The sequence below is a fragment of the Psychrobacter sp. 1044 genome, assembly GCF_904846525.1.
In the GTDB taxonomy this organism is placed as follows: Bacteria; Pseudomonadota; Gammaproteobacteria; order Pseudomonadales; family Moraxellaceae; genus Psychrobacter.
In genome coordinates this window covers 54,525-79,225 of sequence record NZ_CAJHAZ010000014.1, presented here as the reverse complement: position 1 = coordinate 79,225, position 24,701 = coordinate 54,525, and the positions used below count along the sequence as shown (strand labels likewise).

Genomic DNA, 24,701 nt, shown 5'->3' with positions numbered 1-24,701 from the left:
TAGTAGCTTTGATGCTAGCGCATCTAGGCTTCTTTTTCACCTGCTCTTTGAAATTGCACTTCATTTGTTAATCTAAGCTTGAATAAAAGCGTCTTTCACTATGTCTAAAGGTTTAATTTCCGTTATTCGTGGCCTCTTATCTGTTATCGGCATCATACTTATCATCGATTGCGCTGCATTGATGGTCGTCGGTAAAGTCAACTTCGGCTCGGTTGTACCTTTTTTAGTCGGCATAGTTTTTGTCATACATGGAATTTTTTGGCATGCAATACGCAGGTTTTGCAGCCAACATTATGGCTTTAACCGCCTTTGGTATGGGTTATGGGCTGTATTTATACTTTGGTTGTTGAGCTTCGTTCTATTTATTTGGTCATTACAACAGCAGATTGCGCTTAGCCAGCAGCCTGCACCGACAGTGGCAGCGATTATTATATTAGGCTCCGGCACGGTTGCAGGTAAGCCGACACCGACGCTCGCCAAGCGCTTGGACACCGCTGTGCCCCTTATCGAGACACAACCAGATGCTTTGGTGATAACCAGTGGTGGCGTTGGTTTTCAGCGTACACGTAGCGAAGCCGATATCATGGCCACGTATTTGCATGAGGCACATGGCGTGCCATTCGAACGCATTTTACAAGAAGGCAAAAGTACCAGTACGGAAGAAAACCTCGCTAATAGCCGAGCGTTGTTAGAAGAAAAAGGGCTGTCTATCACTGATCCTATCGCCATCGTTACCAGTGACTTTCATAGCATTCGCGCGGCCAGCATTGCGCGACATCAGGGTTATACACAACCGATCACCGTCGCCAGTCCCACGCCTTTATCCATTCGTTACAACGCTTGGTTTCGCGAGTATTTTGCCTTTGTCAGTGGTTGGCTGTTAGGAGAATATTGATGGGGGTGTATATTTCACCAGCTTAAACAAGCTTACTACTAAGTATCATAGCTCCAACGTTGCCGCATTGCTATTTTTACCAATCAAAACGGTGGTAATTTTACAGTGCGTTATAATCAGTAAGAACCGCTGATAAATACTGCAAATAAAAATAATAATGATGGAGCGCATTATGCTATTGGATATCTTTTTAACTGTTCATTTTATGCTACTGATACTGATCTCTTTGCGAGTGCTTGCGCGCCATGATCTGACCTCGCCCGCTCGGCTTGCTTGGCTTGTCATATTGTTCATTTTGCCTTATCTGGGGGTTGTAATTTATTGGATGTTTGGTGAGGTGCATCTAGGACGCGATTTTACGCGCAAACGTAAAGAAATCATCGATAAATTAAGCGCACATAGTCCCGAAGTACTTGGTGATGACATCGCTTTGTCGGAGACCATCAAACCTGAATACCAAGCGGCCTTTGCCTACTCTGCCAATGCAACTGGCTATCATACAACGGTGGGCAATCACGCAGAGCTAATGGCAGATGCGGCTGAGACGCGCAAACGTATGATTGCCGACTTTGATGCAGCGACCGATCATATTCATGTGCTGTATTATATTTGGCTAATCGATGGTATGGGAATCGATACTGCCCAAGCGCTCATACGAGCGGCAAGGCGCGGCGTCATATGCCGAGCAATGGTTGACGGTATGGGCTCACGAAAAATGGTCGGCTCAAAGATATGGCAGGAAATGATAGAAGCTGGCGTACAAGTCAGTGTTGCCCTACCAATTAGTAATATTTTAAAGGTACTCATGTTTAGCCGGATTGACTTGCGAAATCACCGCAAGATTACGGTTATTGACGGCAAAATCGGCTACTGTGGCAGTCGCAACTGCGCCGATCCTGAGTTTCGTGTAAAGCCAAAATTTGCGCCGTGGGTAGACATTATGCTGCGGGTCGAAGGACCAGTGGTGGCACAGAATCAGATGTTATTTGCCAGTGATTGGCTGACTGAAAATCCTGATACGCCGCTTGACAGCTTTCCTTATTTTATTGACCCTCAACTAAAGCAACAAAAATCCCCACAGCCAGAAACTGATAAGCCTTTACCAATAACATCACCGCTACCTTTACCAGTCACATTGCCGCCCAAAGGCTTTGCTGCACAGGTTTTTTCTGATGGTCCTACCCAACGACGCAGCACCACGCCACAATTTTTAGGTGTCTTAATTGGTCAGGCAAAACGAACCCTGATTATCTCAACGCCTTATTTTGTGCCTGATTATTCGCTCGTTAGCATTTTGTGTGCGACCGCTTATCGCGGTGTACAAGTAACCATGATTTTCCCAAAGAATAACGACTCAATAGTCGTGGCTGCTACCAGCCACAGTTATTACTGGCAGCTGCTTGAAGCGGGGGTCAATATTTACGAATATAAACCCGGTCTATTACACGCAAAAACCTTGACCATCGATGGCGAAATCAGTCTGATTGGCTCGACCAATTTAGACTTGCGTAGCTTTGATTTGAACTATGAAAACAACATTGTGTTTAGCGATAAAACGCTCACAGCGGATATCGTTGAGCGACAATACCAGTATATCGCTGATTCTGAAGAGGTCACTCGTGAGCAAGTTGAAAACTGGCCGTTATCTTATAAAATCTGGAATAACATTGTCGCCACAATGGGACCTGTCTTATAACCCATTATTAGGGCGTGTCCTCAATTCAATTGATCATATCTAAACGGGCTAATGACATTAAGCGATTCTATTCAGCAGCTGTCTTCTGCAAAATATAAACGACAAACTTAGCTTGCGTCGTAAAGGATTCTGTTTCGACCGCTGCTAGTAGCGCCTGTCTTTTTTCATTAAGCGCGCGATAAGCATAAGGCGTCATGGTCATCAAATCAGCCAAATCAGCGGCTGACAACGTCATCTCGGTACTGACATGCTCCGTACCCATTAGCGTAAAATATGGGGCCAATTCATGCAAAAACTTATCCGAATCATGCTCGCGGACGTTATCAAATAACGCTTCGCGCATCGTCGCTAGATGCCCGATATCTGGCTTGGCAATGATTAAATAACCGTCTGCAGTCAATACCTCATTGAACGCGTCTGGCAAGATAGGGCTAAAAATACTGCTAATACCCTTTATGCTATGCGCGCGTAACGGCAAATGGGCAGCGCTGGTAACAAGCGGATAGATGACTGCCGACTTGGCTGTCGCATTAGTAACACTGTCTTTAACTTGCTGATACCAAAGACGCCCCGCTACCTTACTGGCTTTCGCAAGCTCTACCACAGCAGGTTTACTGATATCTGCGGCGATGAGCGTATCCATGCCTGTCTGTGCCATTGCTTGCGTGTAATAACCTTCACCGCAGCCAATATCCAACCAATTGATTGCCTTGCTATCCTTTTTAGTTATCGGCTCAATTGCGGAATCAGCGACCGACTCATTTTTCGCCAACAATTCCCTCATTTTTTGGCAAATAAGCGTCTGCAATGGCTGATAATGTCCGGCGTTTAAAAACCGTTTGCGCGCATCGATTGATTGCTGGCTATCGCCCGGTGCTTTGGATTTTTTTTGTTGCACGGGCAATAAATTAACATAACCCTGACGTGCCACATCAAATGGATGAGCCGTGTGTTTTGGGTGCAAGCTGCCATCGCAGCGCCACGTATCTGCGGCAGACTGTAATGGTGATTGGCAAAGGGGACAAATAAATAAGCTCACAAGTATCTCAACGTCATCGCAATATGGCTGCCATTTTAACAAAATTCAGGCTTACTGCGTGATAAAAGGCGCGATAAACAATACAGGAAAGAAAATGCGAAAAATAAACTATCAGCAACCAAACTATTAGCAACCAAACTATTAGCAACCAAACTATTAGCAACCAAACTATTAGCAACCAAACTATTAGCAACAAAAAAAGCCACCTCAACTAAAGTGAGATGGCTTTTGCGTACATGATATTCATATTAATGTTCGAGCGATATGGCTGTATTAACGCAGTTTTAAGGTCATGAGCCCAAGGATGACAAGAATAATGGCAATAATCCAAAACCTTGCCACCACTTGCGTCTCTTTCCAGCCAATTTCTTCAAAGTGATGATGCAATGGTGCCATGCGAAAGACGCGCTTTTTACGCAGCTTATACGAGCCAACCTGTAGCATGACCGATAATGCTTCGGCGACAAATAGACCGCCCATAATAGCAAAAGCGATTTCTTGACGGGTCATAACGGCGATCGTACCGAGCATCGCCCCGAGAGCAAGCGCCCCCACATCGCCCATAAATACTTGGGCTGGATGGGCATTGAACCATAAGAAACCAAGCCCTGCACCAATCATCGAACCACAGACAATGAGAACCTCGGAGTTATAGGCAATATAAGGCACATGCAAGTAATCAGCAAAGCGTACATCACCTGATACATAAGCCATTGCGCCCAAACCTGCCGCGACCAAGACCACGGGCAAAATAGCTAAACCATCCAAGCCATCGGTTAAGTTGACGGCGTTAGAAGCACCATTAATCACAAAGTAGGTAAAGATAATAAAGCCAATACCAAATGGCACTGCCGAAAAAGGAATCATCCAATCTTTAAAAATCGGTAGCAGCAAATCCTGCATCTCACGCGTGGTCGCAATATCTGGCTGCAAGGTGGCGATATAATACAAAGACACACCGACGAACAAAGCACCCATAGAGAGCCAAAAGTATTTCTTACGAGCGATTAAGCCTTTGGGATCTTTATACTTAATTTTTAGCCAATCATCTGCCCAGCCGACCGCGCCAAAGATAATCATGACAATGAGCAATATCCAAACGTACGGATTATTCAAACGCGCCCATAGTAAGGTGGACACGCCAATCGCACTTAAAATCAGCACTCCACCCATGGTCGGCGTACCAGTTTTCGCCAAATGCGATTGCGGACCATCATTGCGAATCGCTTGGCCATATTTCAGTGCACGCAGACGTCGAATGACAGGGCCACCAAAAAACATGCTAAATGCGAGGGCGGTAATGACCGCGAGTAACGCTCGCAGCGTCAACGAAGAAACCGCAGAAAACGGCGTGTAATACTGGCCAAGCCAGCCAAACAACCAAACTAACACCGCCTACTCCTCGATTAGCGCATTGATAAGGGTTTCCATTTGCATGGAACGAGAACCTTTAAACAGCACCGTACAAGGCTGCGCCTGCTGCGCTTGCAAATACGGCTTCAAATACGCCAATAAACTGTCTTTATCGGTAAACGCATGGGCATTGATATCAGAAACCTCTTGTGCACCCGCCACGGTAAAAGGCGCGTATTCACCAACACACAGCAGCACATTGATGCCCGTTGTCGCGATCGTACGACCCAAGCTTTGATGCTCGCTAACCGCCGCCTCCCCCAGTTCTGCGATATCACCCAGCACCATGACTTGCGTGCCCGTTTGCGCCGCCAATACTTTCGCTGCCGCTCGCACCGAATGCGGATTGGCATTATAGGTATCATCAATCAGTCGATGCATGCCTAACAGCTGACTGTTCAAGCGCCCTTTAGCAGGACGCGCATTTTCAAGCCCGACGACGATATCGCTGATGTCGATATTCAGTGCATGGGCACAAGCAGCAGCGGCTAAAGCATTATTAACATTGTGCTCGCCCGCTAGTGGCAAGTTGATATCATGGACTTGATTGCCGATATGCAACTTAAATTCACTGCGCTCAGGCTCGACATCTAAATGGCTGGCACTGACATCAGTATTACCAAAGCCAATCACGTGTGACGTATATTTTTCAGCGATACGGCGTAATTGATTGGTAAAATCATCTTTATCAGGAACGATCGCAAATTGGCTGTCATTCAAGGTATGGTAAATCTCAGCCTTGGTTTGGCAAATCCCTTCACGGCTACCAAACTCACCCAAATGCGCCGTACCAATATTTAAAATACACGCGACATCTGGCTTTACAATCTCGGTAGTATAAGCAATTTCGCCAATATGGTTTGCGCCAAGCTCTAGAATGGCATAGCGATGATGGTCGGATAATTCGAGCAACATCATCGGCACACCCAAGTCATTATTTAGGTTGCCACGCGTGATAAGCGTTGGGGCAAGTCTGCCAAAGATACTACCCAGCATCTCTTTACAGGTGGTCTTACCGCTAGAGCCAGTAATAGCAATGACGGTTAAATTTTGATGCTGTTGACGACGATACGCAGCCAATTGTCCTAGCGCCAAACGGGTGTCGCTCACTACTAGCTGCGGAATGCTATTTGCATCAGCCGTAGCAATAGGGCGGGCGACGATAGCCGCAACCGCACCTTTCGCGATGGCAGTATCGATATAATCGTGACCATCAAAATTATCACCCGATAACGCTAAAAATATATCACCAGGTTTTATCGTACGGGTATCGGTGGCGATACGAGTGCTCATTACCTCATTTACTGAAGTGTTTTCTGAGTCGGATTGTCCGTCACTCAGCTGCCAATGCCCATCGAGTGCTGCGGTTGCTGCGAGCAGATTGTCTGCTTGCCAAACATACAGCCCTTGCGACTGAATGCTGTTATCGTTGTCGGCTGTCATAATGATTACCTTATATATATGATGACTACTTATTTATTTTTTATAGTTAACGACTAGGGCGTGTCCTCAATTCAATCGATTATTATCTAAATGGACTAGAAATGGCTAAATTTTGCCAAACATCGTCAACCAGCTTATTAATATCTCGATATTATTTGCGCTACTTTCCTTGTTTGACGGCAATTTATCTCATTTTTATCACCATCTTTAAAATGAGGACACACCCTAATAGTTTTTAGATAGCATGAAAAACTAACTGTAAGCGCTATTATTTATAAATGCTATACACGCCCTGCTTGTTTTAAGGCGTTTTGCAAAATAACACTGTCGTCGAAATCATAACGAACATGGTTAATTTCTTGATAGGTTTCATGACCCTTGCCCGCGATAACAACGATATCATCAGGCGCTGCTTGATTGACGGCATATTCGATGGCGGTTTGGCGCGCCGGTTCGATATGGGCACGTTGATATTGCTCGCTCGTCATGCCCGCTTGCATATCTTGCAATATCATATTTGGGTTTTCGGTACGTGGATTGTCTGCCGTCAATACGACTTTATCGGCACCCACCAATCCTGCTTGCGCCATCAATGGGCGCTTGCCTGCATCACGGTCGCCACCGCAGCCAAACACTGCCCATAGTTGGCCTTTACAATGGGTCTTTAGGCTGGCAAGCACTTGGCTTAAGGCATCTGGCGTATGCGCATAATCAACGATAAAGCAGCCATCATTAGACGGCACACGCTGCATACGCCCAACCGCACCTTGTAGCTGCGGCACCACTGCGGCAATACGCTCAAGGCTAATGCCTAAAGCGACAGCAGCTGCCATTGCGGCAAGCAAATTGGCAACATTAAAGCGCCCGAGTAATGGGCTGACGATATCTAAATGATTAACTTCGCCATCGCCTAAATCAGTACGTAGCGTAATCTCGACACCTTGTAAGCTTGGTCTGATTTCAGCCGCAACAAAGGTCGAAGATTTTGATGATTCTAAACTGTACGTCCAGACCGTTAAATCACTGGCATCTGCGGTGTCAATCATAATCTGGGCATATTCATCATCGATATTAATGATAGCGTGTGTCAAATCTGGAAAATGCGCTTTATCAAACAGTCTAGCTTTTGCTGCTGCATACTCTTCCATATCGGCATGATAGTCTAAGTGGTCACGGCTAAGATTGGTATAAATCGCCACCGACACTGGCATACCTTGTAAACGTTGCTGATCCAAACCATGTGAGCTGGCTTCCAATGCCAATAACTCAGCATTCTCTGTACCCATTTGATATAAAAATTGCTGAACTGCTAAAGCATCGCCCGTGGTATGGCTGGCTTGCACCAAAGCACCAAGCCTGCCATTACCTGCTGTGCCCATGACTGCGCTGCTCATACCTGTCAGCTGCGTCAATTGCGCCACCAATTGACTGATAGTCGTTTTGCCATTGGTGCCCGTCACCGCGACCACCGTTGGCAAGGTCACGGGCTGCTGATATTGCAAACGTGCTTGAATGAGCGTTCCTAAAAAATCACGAATATTGGGCACATGTAAAACGAGGCAAGGCAGTGCTGCTAATTGCTGCTGCGCTTTAGCAGTACTATCATTTGGTAAAGTGATATCGGCATGATTTGATACACTAGTCGTGTTAAGCAAAGCCGTAGGATCTATTTCTGATAGGATAAAAGCCGCATTTTCAGCGGCTTGATAGAGGTAGTCGCGACTTTTTTGACAGTTTGGTATGTGGCTTTTTAATAACACAAACACATCATTCGGCTCTAGCTGACGACTGTCTAAACGAAACTGCAGGAATGGAATATCAAGAAACGAATTGATTGGTTTTGAATCCGCCCCAATCAATGTCGTCTGAGTCGATAGTTTTTGCAACGCCTGCTCTATACCTACACCATGCCTGCTATTGCTACTACTAGATTCAGTCAGCTGCTGCAAGGTGACTGGGGTGATGCTTGGCGACGAGGGTGACAGGGTCATTGGCAAATCCTATACGGTTAAAACACATCAAATAGTTAAAAACTGAACACTTAAAAAACTTACGTTTAAGGCTATAAATCTTCCGTTTTTAACGGCTTATCTAAGGGTACATTGTATAAACGCAGCGCCTCTTTCATGACATTATGAAAGACTGGCGCGACTGTTAAACCAGCATAAATCTGACCACGCGGGTCTTCGATGAGCATCACACCGACCAGCCTAGGGTTGGACGCTGGTGCCATACCCGCAAAAACGTTGCGGTATTGGTCAGTATAGTAGCCACCTTTTGGATTGATACGGCGCGACGTCCCTGTTTTACCAGCGACACGATAACCATCAATCGCAGCACCTTTAGCCGTACCACCCGGTTCGGTGACACTTTCCATCATTTGTACGATAGACATCGCTTGCTCGTGTGCCATGATACGCTTGCTTGGCTGCGGCTTGTCATCTTTAATGAGGGTCAATGGGTGCATCACACCGCCTGCCGCCAGCGCCGAATAAGCCTGCGCGACCTGAGCCAATGTTACCTGTAGACCATAACCATAACTGACCGTTGCACGTCTTGATGTTTCTTTTTCTTTTGGCGTGACCACCAGCCCACTGCCTTCCCCTGGGAACTGTAGCGGTGTCTTTGAACCAAAACCAAATTGCTTTTGCATATTGGTAATGCCATCAGCTGGTAAAGACAAAGCAATCTTAGTCGAGGCGACGTTACTAGATTTCTGTAATAGCGTTGCCATCGTGATCCGCCCTAAATTATTATGGTCACGAATGGTATAACCACGGACACGGATAGAGCCAGGATTGGTATCGATCAAGGTAGTGGCAGTATATTTTCCTGAGTCTAAAGCCGCTGCAACGGTAAATGGCTTCATGACTGAACCGGGTTCAAAGACATCGAGTAGCGCACGGTTACGCTGATTCTCACCGGTCATCTCATTCAGGTTATTAGAATTAAAGGATGGCCATGTTGACAAGGCAAGCACTTCACCCGTTTGCACATCAACAATCATGCCTGTTGACCAGCGTGCTTTTTGCAAACGCCCTGCTTTCTCTAGTTCTTTATAAAGCAAATACTGCAGGCGCGAATCAATGGTCAACGCCACATCTTTACCTAGTATTTCTGGTTCAATCTGTTTAATTTCTTTTAAACTGTTTTGTTTGGCGTCTTTTAGCACCAACACTTTACCATCATCACCTGCCAGCTCAGTTTCATATTGGCGTTCGATACCAGCACGACCTTCGTAACCACCTTCAGGATCGCTGACATTTTGTCCCATAAAGCCCAATAGTTGCGAGTTTGGTTGTGGCTGCGGGTAATAACGTTGGAAAAAGTTTTTTTCATAGACGCCAGGAAAATCAAGGGTGCTGACACTTTGGGCAATCTCAGGCGTCACTTTATTCAGTAGCGGCAAATAGTGCGAGCCTGCACCCGATGGCAGCGCTGCTTTAACTGCTGCTTCATCGGTTACATCAATACTATCGTCGATAGCAGTAACTTTTTTCAGCTCAGTGACCGAAATATTCGCAGCAGCTGCAAGCGTGGTCAGATCCATATTATCCAAACGCTTTTGCATACGCGCAACCAGCTGTGGACTCTCAGGATTGGTGATAATAATACGCTTAAGCTCGTAATATTCGCGCGCATAATCATGCGGACTAAAGGAGACCGTCGCCAGTGGTGCACTGACTGCAAGTGGCAAATTATTGCGATCGGTAATCATACCGCGATAGGATTTTTGCGTGCGCACGCTAGTGATGAGCTCATCACCTTTGTCTTGATAAAACTGGGCATTGGCAACTTGTAAATAATAAGCACGGGCTATCAGCAAACCCAAGACAACCAATGCAATGACCCAAATAGTACGGAAACGGTTTTTGTCTTGCTCAAAACCGCCGCGAGAGGAAGCGCCAGACGCTTTACCCAAAAACCCTCTTTTATTTTTCAGGTTTTTGACACTGGTATAAGCGCCTTGCTCTTCACTCTTTTTCAATCGATCAAACAATTTAGCCTTACGGTTGCCAGAGGATTTTTTTTCAGCCGTACTGCCTGTTTGTCCCGATTTGGCCGCACTGGCAGGACGTAAGGGCTTAGTGACCTTACCGCTAGTTGGCTTTTTATTCGCATTTTTCGCGGTCGTTTTGCCGCTATTGGCATTAGGTTTTTTATCACTCATTGTCCTGCCTCCGCTACCGTGGCATCGGTGATAGGAGCGTCAGGCGATATATCCGTAGCAGCTCGTGGTTTGATAACGTCAGACTTATCCTCATCTGAGTCAGTATCAACGACTGGCACCTGTGCTGTGGCAACACCCGGTTGGATAATGAGCTTATCTTTTAGCGTCGGTGAAAACATACCCAGTTCAGCCACCGCACGGCTAGCAATTTGCGGCGTCGCACTAAAAGTCTGCTGTTCAATGAGCAAACGCTGATGTTCGACTTGCAGATTACGCTCTTGTTTTTTCATGTCTTGCAAGGTTTTATAATCCTGATGATATTGCTGAACGCCTTCGGCTGTTTTGATACCGCTCCACACAATCGCCACTGCTAACAGCAATAGCACCACTACATAGATACTAACCACATTAAATCGGCGCACAAATAGCTCGCCGATATCGGTGTTATGCGGCATTGCAGCACGACGGTTTGCAGGTTTGTCAGATATTGCCATGACGCTCTCAAAAAGTGGACTTCAAGTATGAAAATTGGCAACTGTTTTAGAGCGGTAAGACGCTTTGTACAGAACCATCAATAAAGTAAAACCAAACGAAAAAGGAACAGCCGAGCCTAGCAGATAATGTTTACAGATTTTTAACAGCCGCGTAAGTATTCAGACTTTCTATCCTACTTAATTGACGGCAACCAATCACCAGCAACGTAGCCAAACACCCTCTCTATAACATCACGCTACCTCTGTCATTGCTCGACACTGGGTAAATAGTCGGTATCAGTACGAGTCGCCATGCGCAACCACGCACTACGCGCGCGTGGATTTTGACTGGTTTCAGCTTTGCTTGGACCCACGCGTTTAGGCTTGCTAAAGTAGCGTGGACGCTTGGGCGGCATCGGCAAATTCTCATCCTCTGGATATTGCCCTTTGCTATGACGCTGCAAAAACTGCTTGATACGGCGATCCTCTAACGAGTGAAAACTAATCACTGCCAGCTGCCCGCCTGCTTTCAAAATCGGAATGCTTTGTTCTAAAAAGTCGTCAACATCGCCAAGCTCATTGTTAATAAAAATGCGCATCGCCTGAAAACTTTGAGTCGCTGGGTGCTTACCGCGCTGCCAATTAGGATGCGCCACTTTAATCACTTCAGCCAATGCCAAAGTAGAGTCGTAACTGTCCATCTGCTTAATAGCACGGGCGATACGGCGACTATGACGCTCTTCGCCAAAATCATAAAGCACATTGGCCAAGGTTTCATCATCGACTTTTTCTAACCACTCAGCGACCGACTGCCCACGACTGGTATCCATACGCATATCAACTGCACCATCACGCATAAAACTAAAACCGCGACTGCCATCATCAATTTGCGGCGATGAGATACCCAAATCTGCCATTAAGCCATCAACTTGAGTGATTCCCATTGCCATTAGACTATCCGTCAACGTCGCAAAACTATCGTGCACCACTTTTACGCGACTATCGGTATTTGCCAATTCGCGAGCAACGCTAATAGCGGTTGGATCTTTATCAAAAACAATCAAGGTTGCGTCATCGGCCAACTGACTTAATAGTAGTCGGCTATGACCACCACGCCCGAAGGTTGCATCAACGTAGATGCCACTCATCTGCAAGCTATTTTGGTTGTCGCTGCTTTGTTCTGCATCGTCTGTTTGCTTTGGTAGCGCTTTGACACCCAGCACTGCCGCGACGGTTTCTTGCAATAGCACCGCGTCATGAACAAAGCTCAATTCACCAGAGCTGGCTTTATCCGTGACAGACTCTTGAGTCGGCTGATTAGTAGAGTCATTCTCTACCACAAAATCGTTTTCCACAGCAGACAGCTCAGCCGCTGATGCAGCATTAACAGTGGCTAGAGAAGAATCTATTTTAGAATCTTGCTTAGTATTCGGCGTATTTTTTGGCTTATTATTCAATATGGACACAAACGACTCAGTAGATGACGACCATTTTGGTCAGTAAGAGTGAAAAATCAGATGAAAATAAACAAGTTATGACTTGTCTAACATTATTATCGCAAGGATACACGGGTAGTCAAGCGCTAGACGGGCATTTCGTTAAAAATATTCCATCTCTCTGTTATACTAGCGCTATATTTTACGCTATTTTTCTACATTGACGGCTATTGTTTCATCCGTATTTTTTATTCAAACGTGTTATTCATATTTATTATTAGCATTTTTCACTGCTATTTTTTTCATTTTTCACAGCCATATTCATTAACTAGCCTATTCTGAGAATTTTATGATGCAATCATCGACTTCAACTAACCGCACGCGCCCTGTCCGCACCCGCATTGCGCCATCGCCTACTGGCTTTCCGCATGTCGGCACCGCTTATATTGCCCTATTCAATTTAGCTTTTGCTAAAGCCCACGGCGGCGAATTTATTTTACGTATCGAAGACACGGATCAAACGCGCTCAACCGAACAATCTGAAAAAATGATTTTGGGTGCGCTGCGTTGGGTCGGTCTCGACTGGGCGGAAGGTCCAGATATTGGTGGCCCGCACGCGCCTTATCGTCAGAGTGAGCGTAGTGATATTTACAAAAAGCACGCTGAGCAGCTCATAGAAAACGATCATGCATTCCGCTGCTTTTGTACCAGCGAAGAGCTCGATGCCATGCGAGCTGCGCAAATGGCCAATGGTGAAACGCCACGTTATGACGGTCGCTGTGCCCATTTAGCCCCTGAGAAAACTGCGCAATTGGTCAGTGAGAGCAAACCTCATGTCATTCGTATGCGTGTGCCTACCGAAGGTGTCTGTCAAGTACATGACATGTTACGCGGTACGGTTGAGATTCCTTGGACACAAGTCGACATGCAAGTGCTGCTAAAAACCGACGGCATGCCGACTTATCATTTAGCCAACGTTGTCGATGACCATTTGATGGACATCAGCCATGTGCTACGCGGTGAAGAGTGGCTGAACTCTGCACCCAAGCATCAGCTGCTCTATGAGTATTTTGGTTGGGAGATGCCCGTACTTTGCCATATGCCACTACTGCGTAACCCAGACAAATCAAAACTGTCTAAGCGTAAAAATCCAACCTCTATCACGTATTACCGTGATGCCGGCGTGCTACCTGAAGCCTTGCTAAATTACCTTGGTCGTATGGGCTACTCTATGCCTGACGAAGCTGAACAGTTTACCCTAGAAGAAATGATTGCCAGCTTTGATATTCAGCGTGTGTCACTTGGCGGCCCTATTTTCGATATCGAAAAACTGAACTGGCTCAACGCAGAATGGTTGCGTGCGCTTACTCCTGAACAGTTAAAAAACAAAATCCTCGATTGGGCAAATAACAGTGACAAGCTTACGGCTATCGCAGCGGCAATTCAGCCTCGTATTGAGCTGTTATCTGATGCAGTTAATTGGGGTGGCTTTTATTTCCAGAACTTACCTAATATCAATGCTGAGAGCTTTACCCATAAATCACTCACCCCTGAACAAATCATGGATATGCTACAACTGTCATTATGGCAGCTAGAAACCTTACCAACGTGGACGGAAGAAAATATTTACGCCACGCTAAAAGGTCTTGCTGCCCATCTTGATATTAAAATGCGTGACTTTATGGCACCGTTCTTTATCGCTATCGCTGGTAGCACCTCATCAACGCCAGTCATGAATTCTATGGCAATTATCGGCGCTGATATGACCTTGACTCGCTTGCGTCATGCGATTGACGTACTTGGCGGCTTAGGTAAAAAGAAACTGAAGAAACTTGAGAAACAAGCGGCAGAGTTGCCAGATTTTTTAGCAGCTGAATAGTTTGGCAGCTGAATAACTTATCTACTAAACAGTCGATTAGCTGAAATTTATGAATTTAGAAGGGTCAGGTCAATTCTGACCCTTTTTTTGTCATTAATAGGTACTACTACCCTTCAACTATTAAATATCCTTTATCAAACCTTTTAACTGGAAACAAACATGGCCGCCAAAACCGTCACGATAGAAAGCAAAGACTATGTCTTTAACACGCTCAAAGAAGCACAGAAATACTATGATGCTATCGTAAAAGAGCTTTGTGATGCAAAACTTACCCTGACAAAGGGTCAGGACTTTGAAGACTTAAAGTGGATATACACCACTTACTGCAGTTATACCAATCATAATGTCGATCGATTGAAAGAATCTGACATCGTTGGCTTTAAAGGAATCAGCACAGTACAACAAAAAGGGGGGCAATATATCCCCACAGAATGTTGTGCCATTATTTTTCCAGACGGCAGGGAAGAAGAATTCTTTACCGATAAAGCCATTAAAGAGATTGCTATCAAGCAAAATCCACGCTAATTTGGGCTTATTAAGTAGCTAAAATAGCTTTAAACGCTTTTTTTCGAATATTTATGCATTATTTTTAAAATAGTAGTTGACAAGACTGCCGCTCTTACATAAAATACGCACACTCTTAGCGAGGGGCTATAGCTCAGTTGGTAGAGCACTTGCATGGCATGCAAGGGGTCAACGGTTCGACTCCGTTTAGCTCCACCATACTATTTATTGCAACGCTCAGTACTACTGAAACGTAACCATAAATACTCGCTAGTAGGATGATATCAGCACCTAGGCAATGCTTATTTATTAAGCTATCTGATATTGTGAAGTACCGTTGTAGCCTTTTTGGTTATAACACTCTATGCGTCCCCATCGTCTAGAGGCCTAGGACACCGCCCTTTCACGGCGGTAACGGGGGTTCGAATCCCCCTGGGGACGCCACTATTCGGCGTCACTTGTTAGCACTTTTGCTTAACACCTTTAAGCATCAGGTTAGACTAATAAGCGAACAATAAAAAATCCCAGTCATCATACGGTGACTGGGATTTTTTATGTCTGTTGATTTTGTTATATCCAGTTCATTATGGTTTGGATAAGCTGAAATTAATATATCAACGATCATAACAAGAGACAAACTCTCTAATCGCCCAGCCCCAATGCCTGTATTCGCCCTTGTAATAGCCTTCTAAATATACCCACGGACGATTTTTACTATCATAAGTAGTATCTGTGACATACACCTCGCGATCATTACGCAGCTTATTAATAATCTTGCCATTAGGCTCGTCGCGAATGTTTAGTGGAGTACCCGTCGGATCTGTTACTTTGCAAACTCTCTCGGCATGCGCGGCATTTATCCCAACAGTCATGGCCAAAACAGATACAGCAATGGTATAAGCCAAACGTTTCATCTCAAATCCTTATTATCAACAAATGTCTTATTAATCTCTGATATCTTATCAGAGTTCACATTGCGGTATCTGCGATTTTATAAGATATTTACGTTTTATTGATTTTGAGAAAGACTGAAGCCATAACCTACTTTATGGTTTCTAATATCAGTATTTATTGAATGATTTATTGTATTGCCAACTCTTACGATCCTCGCTACCATCAATCCTATAAGAATTTTATAGAATGTATAAATACTTTATAACATACAAATTTTTAGGCTTAACACAAGGAAGTTTTAACCATGTTCGGGATTGAGAACTATCTAGGGTTTATCATGGCAGCTATCTTGTTAAACCTGACCCCAGGCACGGATAGCATGTACATCATTACCCGTAGTATTTCGCAGGGGCAAACGGCAGGGTTTTATTCTGTGTTGGGTATTACTTCAGGCATTCTGGTGCATACGCTACTGGCTTCGCTAGGATTGTCCGTGTTGCTGGCTAACTCCCCCACGGCATTTATGCTCGTAAAATATATTGGTGCCAGCTATTTGTGCTATCTAGGCGTCAAAATGCTCATAAGTAAACAACCGCCTTTGATAGCCGCGAGTTTGCAGGATGACGAGAAGCCAAAGCCCGTTCAGCCTTTAGATCACTGGCAAATATATAAGCAAGGTGTGCTCACCAATACCTTTAATCCAAAAGTTGCATTATTCTTTTTGGCGTTCTTCCCTCAGTTTATCGATGCCAGTTATGCTTATAGCATGGTGTCGTTCGTCATTTTAGGACTGACCTTTGCTGTCACTGGCTTTATATGGTGCTTATGCTTAGCATTATTGGCGTCAAAATTCAGTGAAAACCTGAGAAAAAAGCCCTCTATCGAAGCCATTTTAAACAAGATAAGCGGTGTGGTATTTATTAGCTTGGGAATTAGGCTGTTGACTGAGAAAGGTTGAAACCATTGGAATCAATAGCAGAGGAAATAATAATGAACGATGATACTAAGCAAAAAATCACTTTATTACTTGAAGAGTTAATTAATACTCCATGCTCAGAGTCAAGGCAAGTAGCAATAAAGCGTGAACTAGACAAACTGTCTCCTGACCCATTTTGGAGTGACTATATATTCTGGAGTGATGAATATGTAAACGAAGACTTAAGTATCCATTATGAGAAATTTTTTGATAAAATTTCTGAGTATCCAAATTCTCATGAGTATAAAACAAAAAGTCGCATTTTAGAGTTGGCACAAAAACTTGTTATTAGAGATTTCTCTGAAATTAGTGAAGTTGATATCGTAAATGAAATCAATGAACTGTCTCCTGATATCAGTTGGACGAATTATCTTTTTGTCGATAAGACCTGCTTAAACAATGACGGCAGTATCAATAAAGAAGCATTCTTAAATAAAATATTTAAGGAGAGCTGGAATGAAAACTTTAGATAGTTCATTGAAATAGATTTGCAGATACGTGTTTCCCTTTTCCCAGATAATAAAAAAGCCCAATCCCCTACTTTGACTGGGATTGGGCTTTTTATCATTCTAAGCTCAATTGACTATTACGCTGCGTTTTTGCTCTCAGCAGCTAACTGACGTAGCACATAGTGCAATACGCCGCCGTGACGCACGTACTCGCGCTCTTTTGGCGTCTGGAGCATCACATTGACATCAAAGCTCTCAGACGAACCATCGGCACGTGTGGCCGTGACTTTGGCGGTCTTACTTTCGCCATTATCTAGACCTGTAATACTAAGCACTTCTGAGCCGTCCAGTTTATAGGTATCAGCATTTTCACCGTCTTTAAAGGTCAATGGCAACACACCCATACCGACGAGGTTTGAGCGGTGAATACGTTCGAACGAGCTAGTCAATACTGCTTTTACGCCAAGCAAAATCGTACCCTTCGCTGCCCAGTCACGGCTAGAGCCAGAGCCATATTCTGCACCGCCAAGTACCACGAGCGGACGCTTGTCTTCTTTATACTTCATTGCCGCATCATAGATGGCCATTTCTTCGCCGTCTTGAAGCGTGGCACTATCACCGTTAAAGTAATAAGTATAACCGCCCTCTTTGCCAGCCATCATGGTATTTTTGATACGGATATTGGCGAAAGTACCACGTGTCATGACTGCGTCATTACCACGGCGTGAGCCATAGCTATTGAAGTCGGCTTGCATCACACCGCGCTCTTGCAAGTACTTACCTGCTGGCGAGTCTGGATCGATATTACCCGCTGGCGAGATATGGTCAGTGGTGATTGAGTCACCGAACAACCCTAAGATGCGTGCGCCTTCAATATCAGGAATACCTTCTGGCTCCATGGTCATTCCATCAAAGAACGGTGGGTTTTTGATATAAGTAGACGCTTCGCTCCACGGATACAACTGGCTATCGGCTGAGCTAATAGCGTTCCATGCGGCACTACCGTCAAACACTTCGCCGTAGTTTTTGCGGAACATATCGGCGTCGATATTATTGGCAATCAGCTCATTGATCTCATCTGACGTTGGCCAGATATCTTTTAAGAAAACATCTTTGCCATCTTGATCTTGTCCTAACGGCTGCGTCGTTAAATCAATATCAACCGTACCTGCCAGCGCATAAGCAACTACGAGTGGTGGTGACGCTAAGTAGCTCGCTTTTACGTGCGAGTGGATACGACCTTCAAAGTTACGGTTACCTGACAACACGGCAGCAGCGACTAAGTCTTTTTCTTCGATACCTTTTTCAATCGATTCTAAGAGCGGTCCTGAGTTACCGATACAAGTGGTACAACCATAACCCACTAAATAGAAGCCTGTTTTTTCAAGCTCGTCCATTAACTTAGATTTTTCAAGATAATCGGTGACGACTTTCGACCCGGGAGCTAATGAAGTTTTGACCCAAGGCTTGGCTTTTAGACCTTTTGCAGCGGCTTTTTTCGCCACCAAGCCCGCGCCAATCATCACCGCAGGGTTTGAGGTATTGGTACATGAGGTAATCGCTGCGATAACGACAGAACCATCACGCAATTTATGGCTCTTATCATCGATATTGACGTCAGAAAAAACATTAGGCTTAGCGTAGAGTCTATCCGCTTGCTCTTGCTCGCCGCCTTCTTCATCAAAGCGTACCTTGCCTTCGACTTCTGACTTGCGGTCTTTGGTCATTTTTTCTAAAGTTTCGCCAAATTTTTCGTGCATATCAGATAAATTGATACGCTGCTGTGGCAAGTTCGGACCGGCAAGTGCGGGCTGTACCGATGATAAATCAAGCTCTAATTTACTTGAATAAGTCGCCGCTGGGGTATCGGCATCGTGCCATAAGCCTTGCGCCTTGGCATACTTTTCGACCAACTCAATCTGGCTTTCTTCACGACCTGATAGACGCAGATAATCAATCGCCATTTGGTCAATCGGGAAAATACCACAGGTTGCCCCATATTCTGGCGACATATTGGCAATCGTCGCACGATCCGCCAGTGGCATACTATGTAAGCCTTCGCCATAAAACTCGACGAATTTACCAACCACGCCATGCGCTCTTAGCATTTCAACCACACGCAATACCAAATCCGTCGCCGTAACGCCTTCAGTGAGTTTACCTTTTAGCTCAAAGCCGACCACTTGTGGAATCAGCATCGATGACGGTTGGCCAAGCATTGCCGCTTCCGCTTCAATACCGCCCACGCCCCAACCAAGCACGCCAATACCATTAATCATCGTCGTGTGGCTGTCCGTACCAAACACCGTATCAGGATAAGCCGTCAGCTCACTTTTACCATCAACATTGACATCAGCAGCCATTACAACACGAGCTAAGTATTCAAGGTTAACCTGATGCACAATACCCGTCGCTGGTGGTACGACCACAAAGTTTTTAAACGCATTACGACCCCAATGCAGGAATTCATAACGTTCATTATTACGTTTAAATTCAATTTTTTCGTTCAAATCAAGCGCATCTTCACGACCATAAGCATCGACTTGTACAGAGTGATCGACGACCAATTCACTTGGGATAAATGGGTTAATTTGCTCAGCACGACCGCCAAGCTCAACCACGGCATCACGCATGGCTGCCAAATCGACAACTGACGGCACACCAGTGAAATCTTGCAAGACCACACGGGCTGGCATAAAGGCGATCTCTTTTGACGCTTCTGCGCCTGCATCCCAGTTAGCAACGGCTTCGATATGGTTTTTGCCGACAGATTGACCATCATCTTCATTACGTAAGAGGTTTTCTAAGACGATTTTCATGCAAAATGGTAATTTGCTGATGTGCTCAAAAGTTTCGGTCAGCTTTGGCAAACTGTAATAGGCATGTTCCTTGCCATCGACCGAAATGGTGTCTTTTACATTAAAAATATCACTCATGGTAGCTTCCTTATCGTTGTTATAAATCCTAAGCCCAAACGGTTATAGGTTTATGCTGAGGATTGGTGGCTAAATAGATGATTGTAAGAGTTGTATTCAAAATCATTATTATCTGACACAGTAGAATATAAAGTTGAGTTAACAAAATAGCTAAGCGACTCTTTAGGACTTAACAATAACGCTCTTTTACCATAACAAAACGGCGGCGCTTTGTTAACGTCTAGACGTTGTCAAATCGTGGCATAATCGTAAACGTAACAAGGGTTTAACGTTCTATTATTAAGTATCAATATATTTTCCAAAGACATATTAGAATCAAAGGTAGTGGGTAAACCAGTCGCTGCATACGAGCCTTATCTCTTAGACGTTTGGCTGCGCTATGCTATTATGGTGCGCTTTTTTACCGCTAGGCAAACGCCTCGAAACAATCGTTTCGCGCGCTACTTATTGATGAGTTTTTATGGCAAATTTTAACACCCACCTGAATGTTGCATTTATGGTCAGTGGTACACTCAGTTTGACAGTTTATAAAGCGGGATTGATTGATGACTCGGGGTTTTTAGTTTGCGTGGCGCTCGGCACCATCGGTGGGCTACTTCCCGATTTGGATTCTGACAACTCCACACCGATTAAACTTGGGTTTAATATTACTTCGTTTATTTTTGCCTTTGGTTTGGTCATGCATTGGCGCAGTGAGCTGAGTTTGCTCGCCCTGATTGCATTATGGCTAGCAGGCTACGGCTTTATGCGTTATGTGGTTTTCTCTATTTTTACCAACATGACCGTGCATCGCGGCGTGATTCACTCCGTGCCTTATGTGGCAATTTTGGGTTTGGGGCTGACTTATTTAAGCTACTACGTCTTGCACCTTCCACTGACGGCAAGCTGGTTTTACGGTTTATTTTTATTCGGTGGCGCGCTAGTGCATTTAACATTGGACGAGCTATATAGTGTTAACTTATCGAATATGAAAATGAAGCGCTCATCAGGTACAGCGATGAAGTTTTATCAGCCTAAAGATAAGTGGTGGTATTTATTACTATATACACTGCTCGCCATGTTGGTCTATTTTGCCCCGCCGTTTGATACATTTTGGCAGCAGCTGCGCGACCCAGCACCATGGGCACAGCTAAAAGTAGGCATATTGCCAGAACTGATAAAAAGCATGCTGCGATAAAGATACGGTAAAGCAGTAAAACCCAAGCGAAAATGAGAATAAAACATGCAACCTAATCTACACGTTTGCCCTTGCCAAATTCATCCATCATCAAGCGCTATCAGCTCACCACTACTGTATAAAGATTGCTGTCAGCCTTATCATGAGGCTGTTTATAATGATGCTCTTTGTAATGGTGAGGTTGGCAAAGCAGATGGTATAAAAGCGGAGACAGCCGAACGTCTCATGCGCACGCGCTATAGTGCGTTTGTGTTGATTAAGCCAGACTATATCGTCAAGACTACGCTACCCGCGCAGCAAGGCTTGCTAGATATTAACGCGATTGAATCGTGGGCAAAAGAGACAAATTGGGCAGGATTAAAAATCGTAGCGCACATGCCAAAGCTAGGCAAACGCCATGCGCAAGTTGAGTTTAAGGCTTATTTCAAGTCAACTAATAATGCAAGTACTTTAGAAGAGAAAGTGCAGGCGCATCATGAATTGTCTGCCTTTGTGAAGGTGACAGACAAAATCAATAATGAGGAGTATTGGTACTTTTTAGATCCGACCGTCACTATAAACGTCACGCAGAAACAGCCGTGTGTTTGCGGGTCGGGTGAGAAGTTTAAGCGGTGTTGTGGGATGTATTTGGGTTAATGGTTAGCTCTCGCCTTTAAGTATTACCCTTTTAAATTCGTTAGCTGTTTTGAAAGACGAGATTTGGTTATAAACTATGTATGTAGCTACGACAAATAGAGAAAGTTGGACACTACCGATAATCCAATTTACTTTTATTCCCAAAATGCATATATTTATATTGAGATCAACAACTCCTAGAAGGATATAGTTAGCAATTATTAATCCGACAAACAGGAGAACGTTTGATATTAATTCATTTTTTAAATCGATGAAACTATCTACTACATTTGAATAGGCTTCTAAATCTTCTAACTTCTTCTTTTCAGAAATATCTCGTATGACAGTATCTAAGTAATTCGAAAAAGCTATAGATGTAGCACCGAAAACCGTTAATATAGCAAAATAGCCTTCAAACAACCTCGAAAATACTGGTAAAATATTTCCGCTAGTAAAAGTAATTAATACTAATACTATAACAAAAGTGATTAAAAAGATTGTTATTAACTTTTGCATTAATCATGTCTACGCTTGATAAAATCTAGTATCCTATCTGTTAGCTTTGTTGCTACCCTACTTTGTACGTTATCGTAATCCTGCACCTCTTGCACATCAAGCTCATATTGGCTATTTAGTAAAACTTCATTTACATTCTTATACACAGGAAGTTCAATAGTTTCTGTCAACGAAGCACTTGAAATTATTTTTCTAACACCATTATCATTGACTTTAAGTTTCCATTCACCCTCGCCTTCTTCGATATACTCTACATAATCTTCGGTAGGTAGTTCAGGGATTTTTAAATTTCCAGACTCACTTTTCATCTTAATTTCTGTTTTATCTTGAGAATACAAGCTATGCAATGCTTCTAAAGCACTTCTTGCCTTTTTGTTAGTTTCTAAAATATTAGGAGAAATCAAGGTTAAGTTAAGTTCATAAATTCTATTATATTTATTAACGGCATGCCAAAATTCGCCTTTAACAGGTATAGGTTCAACAAAAACCCTATAATTATAGTTTAATAGAATTGGATCAAATAATCCTTTCTGTAGCTTTTTAGCAATATATTTTACATCTCCAAATTTAGAGCTTTTTTGAACAAAAATTAATTGTTCAACTGTATCGAATATTACTATAACTGGAATCCAATCGTCTTCTACGCTATTAACAATATCGCCTGGAATCTTCTCGCCAACATTCGTTTTCTTTAATCTAGCTAACTTTCCTATAAGGATACTTGAGCGCTTATTTGTTTCCTTACTCTCTCTTCTAATAGAATCACTGAACCCTACAAAACTAAACTTTACGTTTTTATCCATCCACTCTCTATCATCTGTAACTGCTACTTTAATAGCATCCCCTTTAATAGTAGGTAAATTGACAGGAATCAAAGTTTCTTGCTGTTCTTTCACTAAAGAGTATCTAAAAACGTAAAACGTACTTTCACTAGTTCTCATATCTTTCTCTACAAAAGTTAAACCCTAAACACTCGCCCCAACCGCCCGTGCCACCGCAATCCCTTCATCAATCGTCAAAAACTTCCGCTGACTTGGGCTGTCTTTATAAATAACATCACCATCTTGAAATATCAGACATTCATTGACGGCTAACTGTTGCCATTTTTCATTTTCAGTCAATGGCACTGTCACTAGTATCGTCACTTTATCGGTATCTGTCGTCACATCGCCAAAGTTAATCGCCAAATCATCATCTGCCAATTTCGCCTCACCAAACGGCGCTTGACGCGTGAGATAAAACAATAAACTCCCCGCATAAGCCAATTGCCAGCTACCATTTGATATCAAGCAATTAAACAACCCATTGGCGGATAAATAACGACATTGAGTGGTCAAAAAGTTAAACAGCGTTTGGTCATCAGGGCGAGTTTTAAAGCTACTTTTTAAACGATTAACAAGGTAGCAAAAAGCAATCTCAGAATCGGTTGAACCGACTGGCTGACAATGTGAGGCATTACCATTTTCTTGCAGGCGCTGGCAGCGTTTAATAAATTCGCTATTCATCTGTCCATTATGCGCAAATACCCACTGCTCGCCCCAGACTTCACGGACAAAAGGATGGGTATTCGCCAAACAATTCTGACCTTGGGTTGCTTTACGAATATGTGCGATAACATTCATCGCTTTAATTGGATAGTTATTAACCAAATCAGCCACGGGCGATAAATGGCTTGGGCGATTGTCATGAAACAAGCGCAGCCCCGTTGAGTCATTTGCCGATTCATCATTATTATTAGCGCATTCACTGCGCTCAAAAAATGCAATGCCAAAACCATCTTCATGGCTATCGGTCATGCCACCGCGACGACGAAAACCTGCAAAGCTAAAGCCAATATCAGTTGGGGTGTTGCAGTTCATTCCTAAGAGTTGACACATTTATACTTCACCACCGTTATTGTCGTCTTGTGCAGAATTTAAAGTAGGGTTAATTTTGGCTGCGGACGTTTCATCAAACATCTCATAAGGCGTTGCCCCATCGGTGTCAATATTCGCTAAAATGCGCTGTGCATGCGCCAAATCAGTATCCTGTACCCACAGCACAATCCCAGAATTCATACCCGGCATTGCGCTCAGCGGTTGCAGAGACACCGTAATACCATTGTTACGCAGCAGATTGGCATGCAGTTCACCCTGCATATTGGTGTCGTAGCGTGCCAGTTTGTGCCAGTTATCAACTTGATCGGTCAT

The 24,701-nt window shown here is 44.0% G+C and carries 21 protein-coding genes and 2 tRNA genes; 10 read left to right on the top strand and 13 right to left on the bottom strand.

The annotated features are described in order from the left end of the window. Nucleotides 1-100 precede the first annotated feature (100 nt). Complete coding sequence (locus JMX82_RS10880) at nt 101-895, top strand: YdcF family protein (RefSeq protein WP_201540553.1); 795 nt, start codon at nt 101-103, stop codon at nt 893-895. A 172-nt stretch (nt 896-1,067) separates the two neighbouring features. Further along, the gene (locus JMX82_RS10875) at nt 1,068-2,591 is read left to right on the top strand and encodes a phospholipase D-like domain-containing protein (RefSeq protein ID WP_201540552.1); all 1,524 of its coding nucleotides are present in this window, start codon (nt 1,068-1,070) and stop codon (nt 2,589-2,591) included. Between the two features lie 67 nt (nt 2,592-2,658). On the opposite strand, the gene JMX82_RS10870 is transcribed toward JMX82_RS10875, so the two are convergent. From JMX82_RS10870 to rsmH, 7 genes are all read right to left on the bottom strand, one after another. Then, nucleotides 2,659-3,630, bottom strand: coding sequence for a putative RNA methyltransferase (locus JMX82_RS10870; RefSeq protein WP_320158777.1), 972 nt, complete (start codon nt 3,628-3,630; stop codon nt 2,659-2,661). Nucleotides 3,631-3,903: 273 nt separating this feature from the next. Then, nucleotides 3,904-5,022: a phospho-N-acetylmuramoyl-pentapeptide-transferase gene (gene mraY / locus JMX82_RS10860; RefSeq protein WP_087813657.1), complete on the bottom strand. Its 1,119-nt coding sequence runs from the start codon at nt 5,020-5,022 to the stop codon at nt 3,904-3,906. A 3-nt stretch (nt 5,023-5,025) separates the two neighbouring features. Next, nucleotides 5,026-6,486, bottom strand: coding sequence for a UDP-N-acetylmuramoyl-tripeptide--D-alanyl-D-alanine ligase (locus tag JMX82_RS10855; protein ID WP_201540550.1), 1,461 nt, complete (start codon nt 6,484-6,486; stop codon nt 5,026-5,028). A gap of 281 nt (nt 6,487-6,767) precedes the next feature. Then, the gene (locus tag JMX82_RS10850; RefSeq protein WP_201540549.1) at nt 6,768-8,477 is read right to left on the bottom strand and encodes a UDP-N-acetylmuramoyl-L-alanyl-D-glutamate--2,6-diaminopimelate ligase; all 1,710 of its coding nucleotides are present in this window, start codon (nt 8,475-8,477) and stop codon (nt 6,768-6,770) included. Nucleotides 8,478-8,548: 71 nt separating this feature from the next. Then, entirely contained in the window at nt 8,549-10,657 is a 2,109-nt protein-coding gene (locus tag JMX82_RS10845) for a peptidoglycan D,D-transpeptidase FtsI family protein (protein ID WP_201540548.1), read from the bottom strand. Then, on the bottom strand, nt 10,654-11,151 hold the full coding sequence (locus JMX82_RS10840) for a cell division protein FtsL (RefSeq protein WP_201540547.1): 498 nt from the start codon (nt 11,149-11,151) through the stop codon (nt 10,654-10,656). Before JMX82_RS10840 ends, JMX82_RS10845 begins: the two co-directional genes overlap by 4 nt. Before the next feature lie 245 nt (nt 11,152-11,396). Then, a complete protein-coding gene (gene rsmH / locus JMX82_RS10835; protein WP_413786773.1) occupies nt 11,397-12,401 on the bottom strand; it encodes a 16S rRNA (cytosine(1402)-N(4))-methyltransferase RsmH in 1,005 nt (334 codons plus the stop codon). 514 nt (nt 12,402-12,915) lie between these two features. On the opposite strand from rsmH, the gene gltX reads away from it, so the two are divergent. From gltX to JMX82_RS10815, 4 genes are all read left to right on the top strand, one after another. Next, nucleotides 12,916-14,445: a glutamate--tRNA ligase gene (gltX, locus tag JMX82_RS10830; protein WP_201540546.1), complete on the top strand. Its 1,530-nt coding sequence runs from the start codon at nt 12,916-12,918 to the stop codon at nt 14,443-14,445. Between the two features lie 159 nt (nt 14,446-14,604). Beyond that, nucleotides 14,605-14,970, top strand: coding sequence for a hypothetical protein (locus tag JMX82_RS10825; protein ID WP_201540545.1), 366 nt, complete (start codon nt 14,605-14,607; stop codon nt 14,968-14,970). Nucleotides 14,971-15,092: 122 nt separating this feature from the next. Further along, nucleotides 15,093-15,168: transfer RNA gene (locus JMX82_RS10820), tRNA-Ala, on the top strand. Between the two features lie 149 nt (nt 15,169-15,317). Beyond that, nucleotides 15,318-15,393 (top strand) — tRNA-Glu (locus JMX82_RS10815). A gap of 170 nt (nt 15,394-15,563) precedes the next feature. Here JMX82_RS10815 and JMX82_RS10810 read toward each other — a convergent pair. Next, on the bottom strand, nt 15,564-15,863 hold the full coding sequence (locus JMX82_RS10810; RefSeq protein WP_201540544.1) for a hypothetical protein: 300 nt from the start codon (nt 15,861-15,863) through the stop codon (nt 15,564-15,566). Nucleotides 15,864-16,147: 284 nt separating this feature from the next. Between JMX82_RS10810 and JMX82_RS10805 the strand changes: the two genes are divergently transcribed. Together JMX82_RS10805 and JMX82_RS10800 are read left to right on the top strand one after the other, a co-directional pair. Then, on the top strand, nt 16,148-16,801 hold the full coding sequence (locus JMX82_RS10805) for a LysE family translocator (RefSeq protein ID WP_201540543.1): 654 nt from the start codon (nt 16,148-16,150) through the stop codon (nt 16,799-16,801). 32 nt (nt 16,802-16,833) lie between these two features. Further along, nucleotides 16,834-17,292 carry a hypothetical protein gene (locus JMX82_RS10800; protein WP_201540542.1) on the top strand — a complete coding sequence of 153 codons (459 nt, stop codon included), beginning with the start codon at nt 16,834-16,836 and terminating at the stop codon, nt 17,290-17,292. Nucleotides 17,293-17,405: 113 nt separating this feature from the next. Here JMX82_RS10800 and acnA read toward each other — a convergent pair whose 3' ends face one another. Further along, nucleotides 17,406-20,204, bottom strand: coding sequence for an aconitate hydratase AcnA (acnA, locus tag JMX82_RS10795; protein WP_201540541.1), 2,799 nt, complete (start codon nt 20,202-20,204; stop codon nt 17,406-17,408). A 460-nt stretch (nt 20,205-20,664) separates the two neighbouring features. On the opposite strand from acnA, the gene JMX82_RS10790 reads away from it, so the two are divergent. Both JMX82_RS10790 and JMX82_RS10785 read left to right on the top strand, forming a co-directional pair. Next, nucleotides 20,665-21,381 (top strand): metal-dependent hydrolase, encoded by a 717-nt coding sequence (locus JMX82_RS10790; protein WP_201540540.1) that lies wholly within the window; start codon nt 20,665-20,667, stop codon nt 21,379-21,381. A gap of 45 nt (nt 21,382-21,426) precedes the next feature. Further along, on the top strand, nt 21,427-22,017 hold the full coding sequence (locus JMX82_RS10785) for a YchJ family protein (RefSeq protein ID WP_201540539.1): 591 nt from the start codon (nt 21,427-21,429) through the stop codon (nt 22,015-22,017). A 3-nt stretch (nt 22,018-22,020) separates the two neighbouring features. Here the strand turns inward: JMX82_RS10785 and JMX82_RS10780 are convergent, their stop codons facing one another. From JMX82_RS10780 to JMX82_RS10765, 4 genes are read right to left on the bottom strand one after another with little or no spacing between them, the layout of a single operon-like run. Next, nucleotides 22,021-22,512, bottom strand: a complete 492-nt coding sequence (locus JMX82_RS10780; RefSeq protein ID WP_201540538.1) for a hypothetical protein — start codon at nt 22,510-22,512, stop codon at nt 22,021-22,023. Continuing rightward, the gene (locus JMX82_RS10775) at nt 22,512-23,453 is read right to left on the bottom strand and encodes a hypothetical protein (protein ID WP_201540537.1); all 942 of its coding nucleotides are present in this window, start codon (nt 23,451-23,453) and stop codon (nt 22,512-22,514) included. The genes JMX82_RS10780 and JMX82_RS10775 overlap by 1 nt, the downstream gene beginning before the upstream one ends. A 24-nt stretch (nt 23,454-23,477) precedes the next feature. Further along, complete coding sequence (locus JMX82_RS10770) at nt 23,478-24,389, bottom strand: class II glutamine amidotransferase (protein ID WP_201540536.1); 912 nt, start codon at nt 24,387-24,389, stop codon at nt 23,478-23,480. Then, the gene (locus JMX82_RS10765) at nt 24,390-24,701 is read right to left on the bottom strand and encodes a putative signal transducing protein (RefSeq protein WP_227676648.1); all 312 of its coding nucleotides are present in this window, start codon (nt 24,699-24,701) and stop codon (nt 24,390-24,392) included.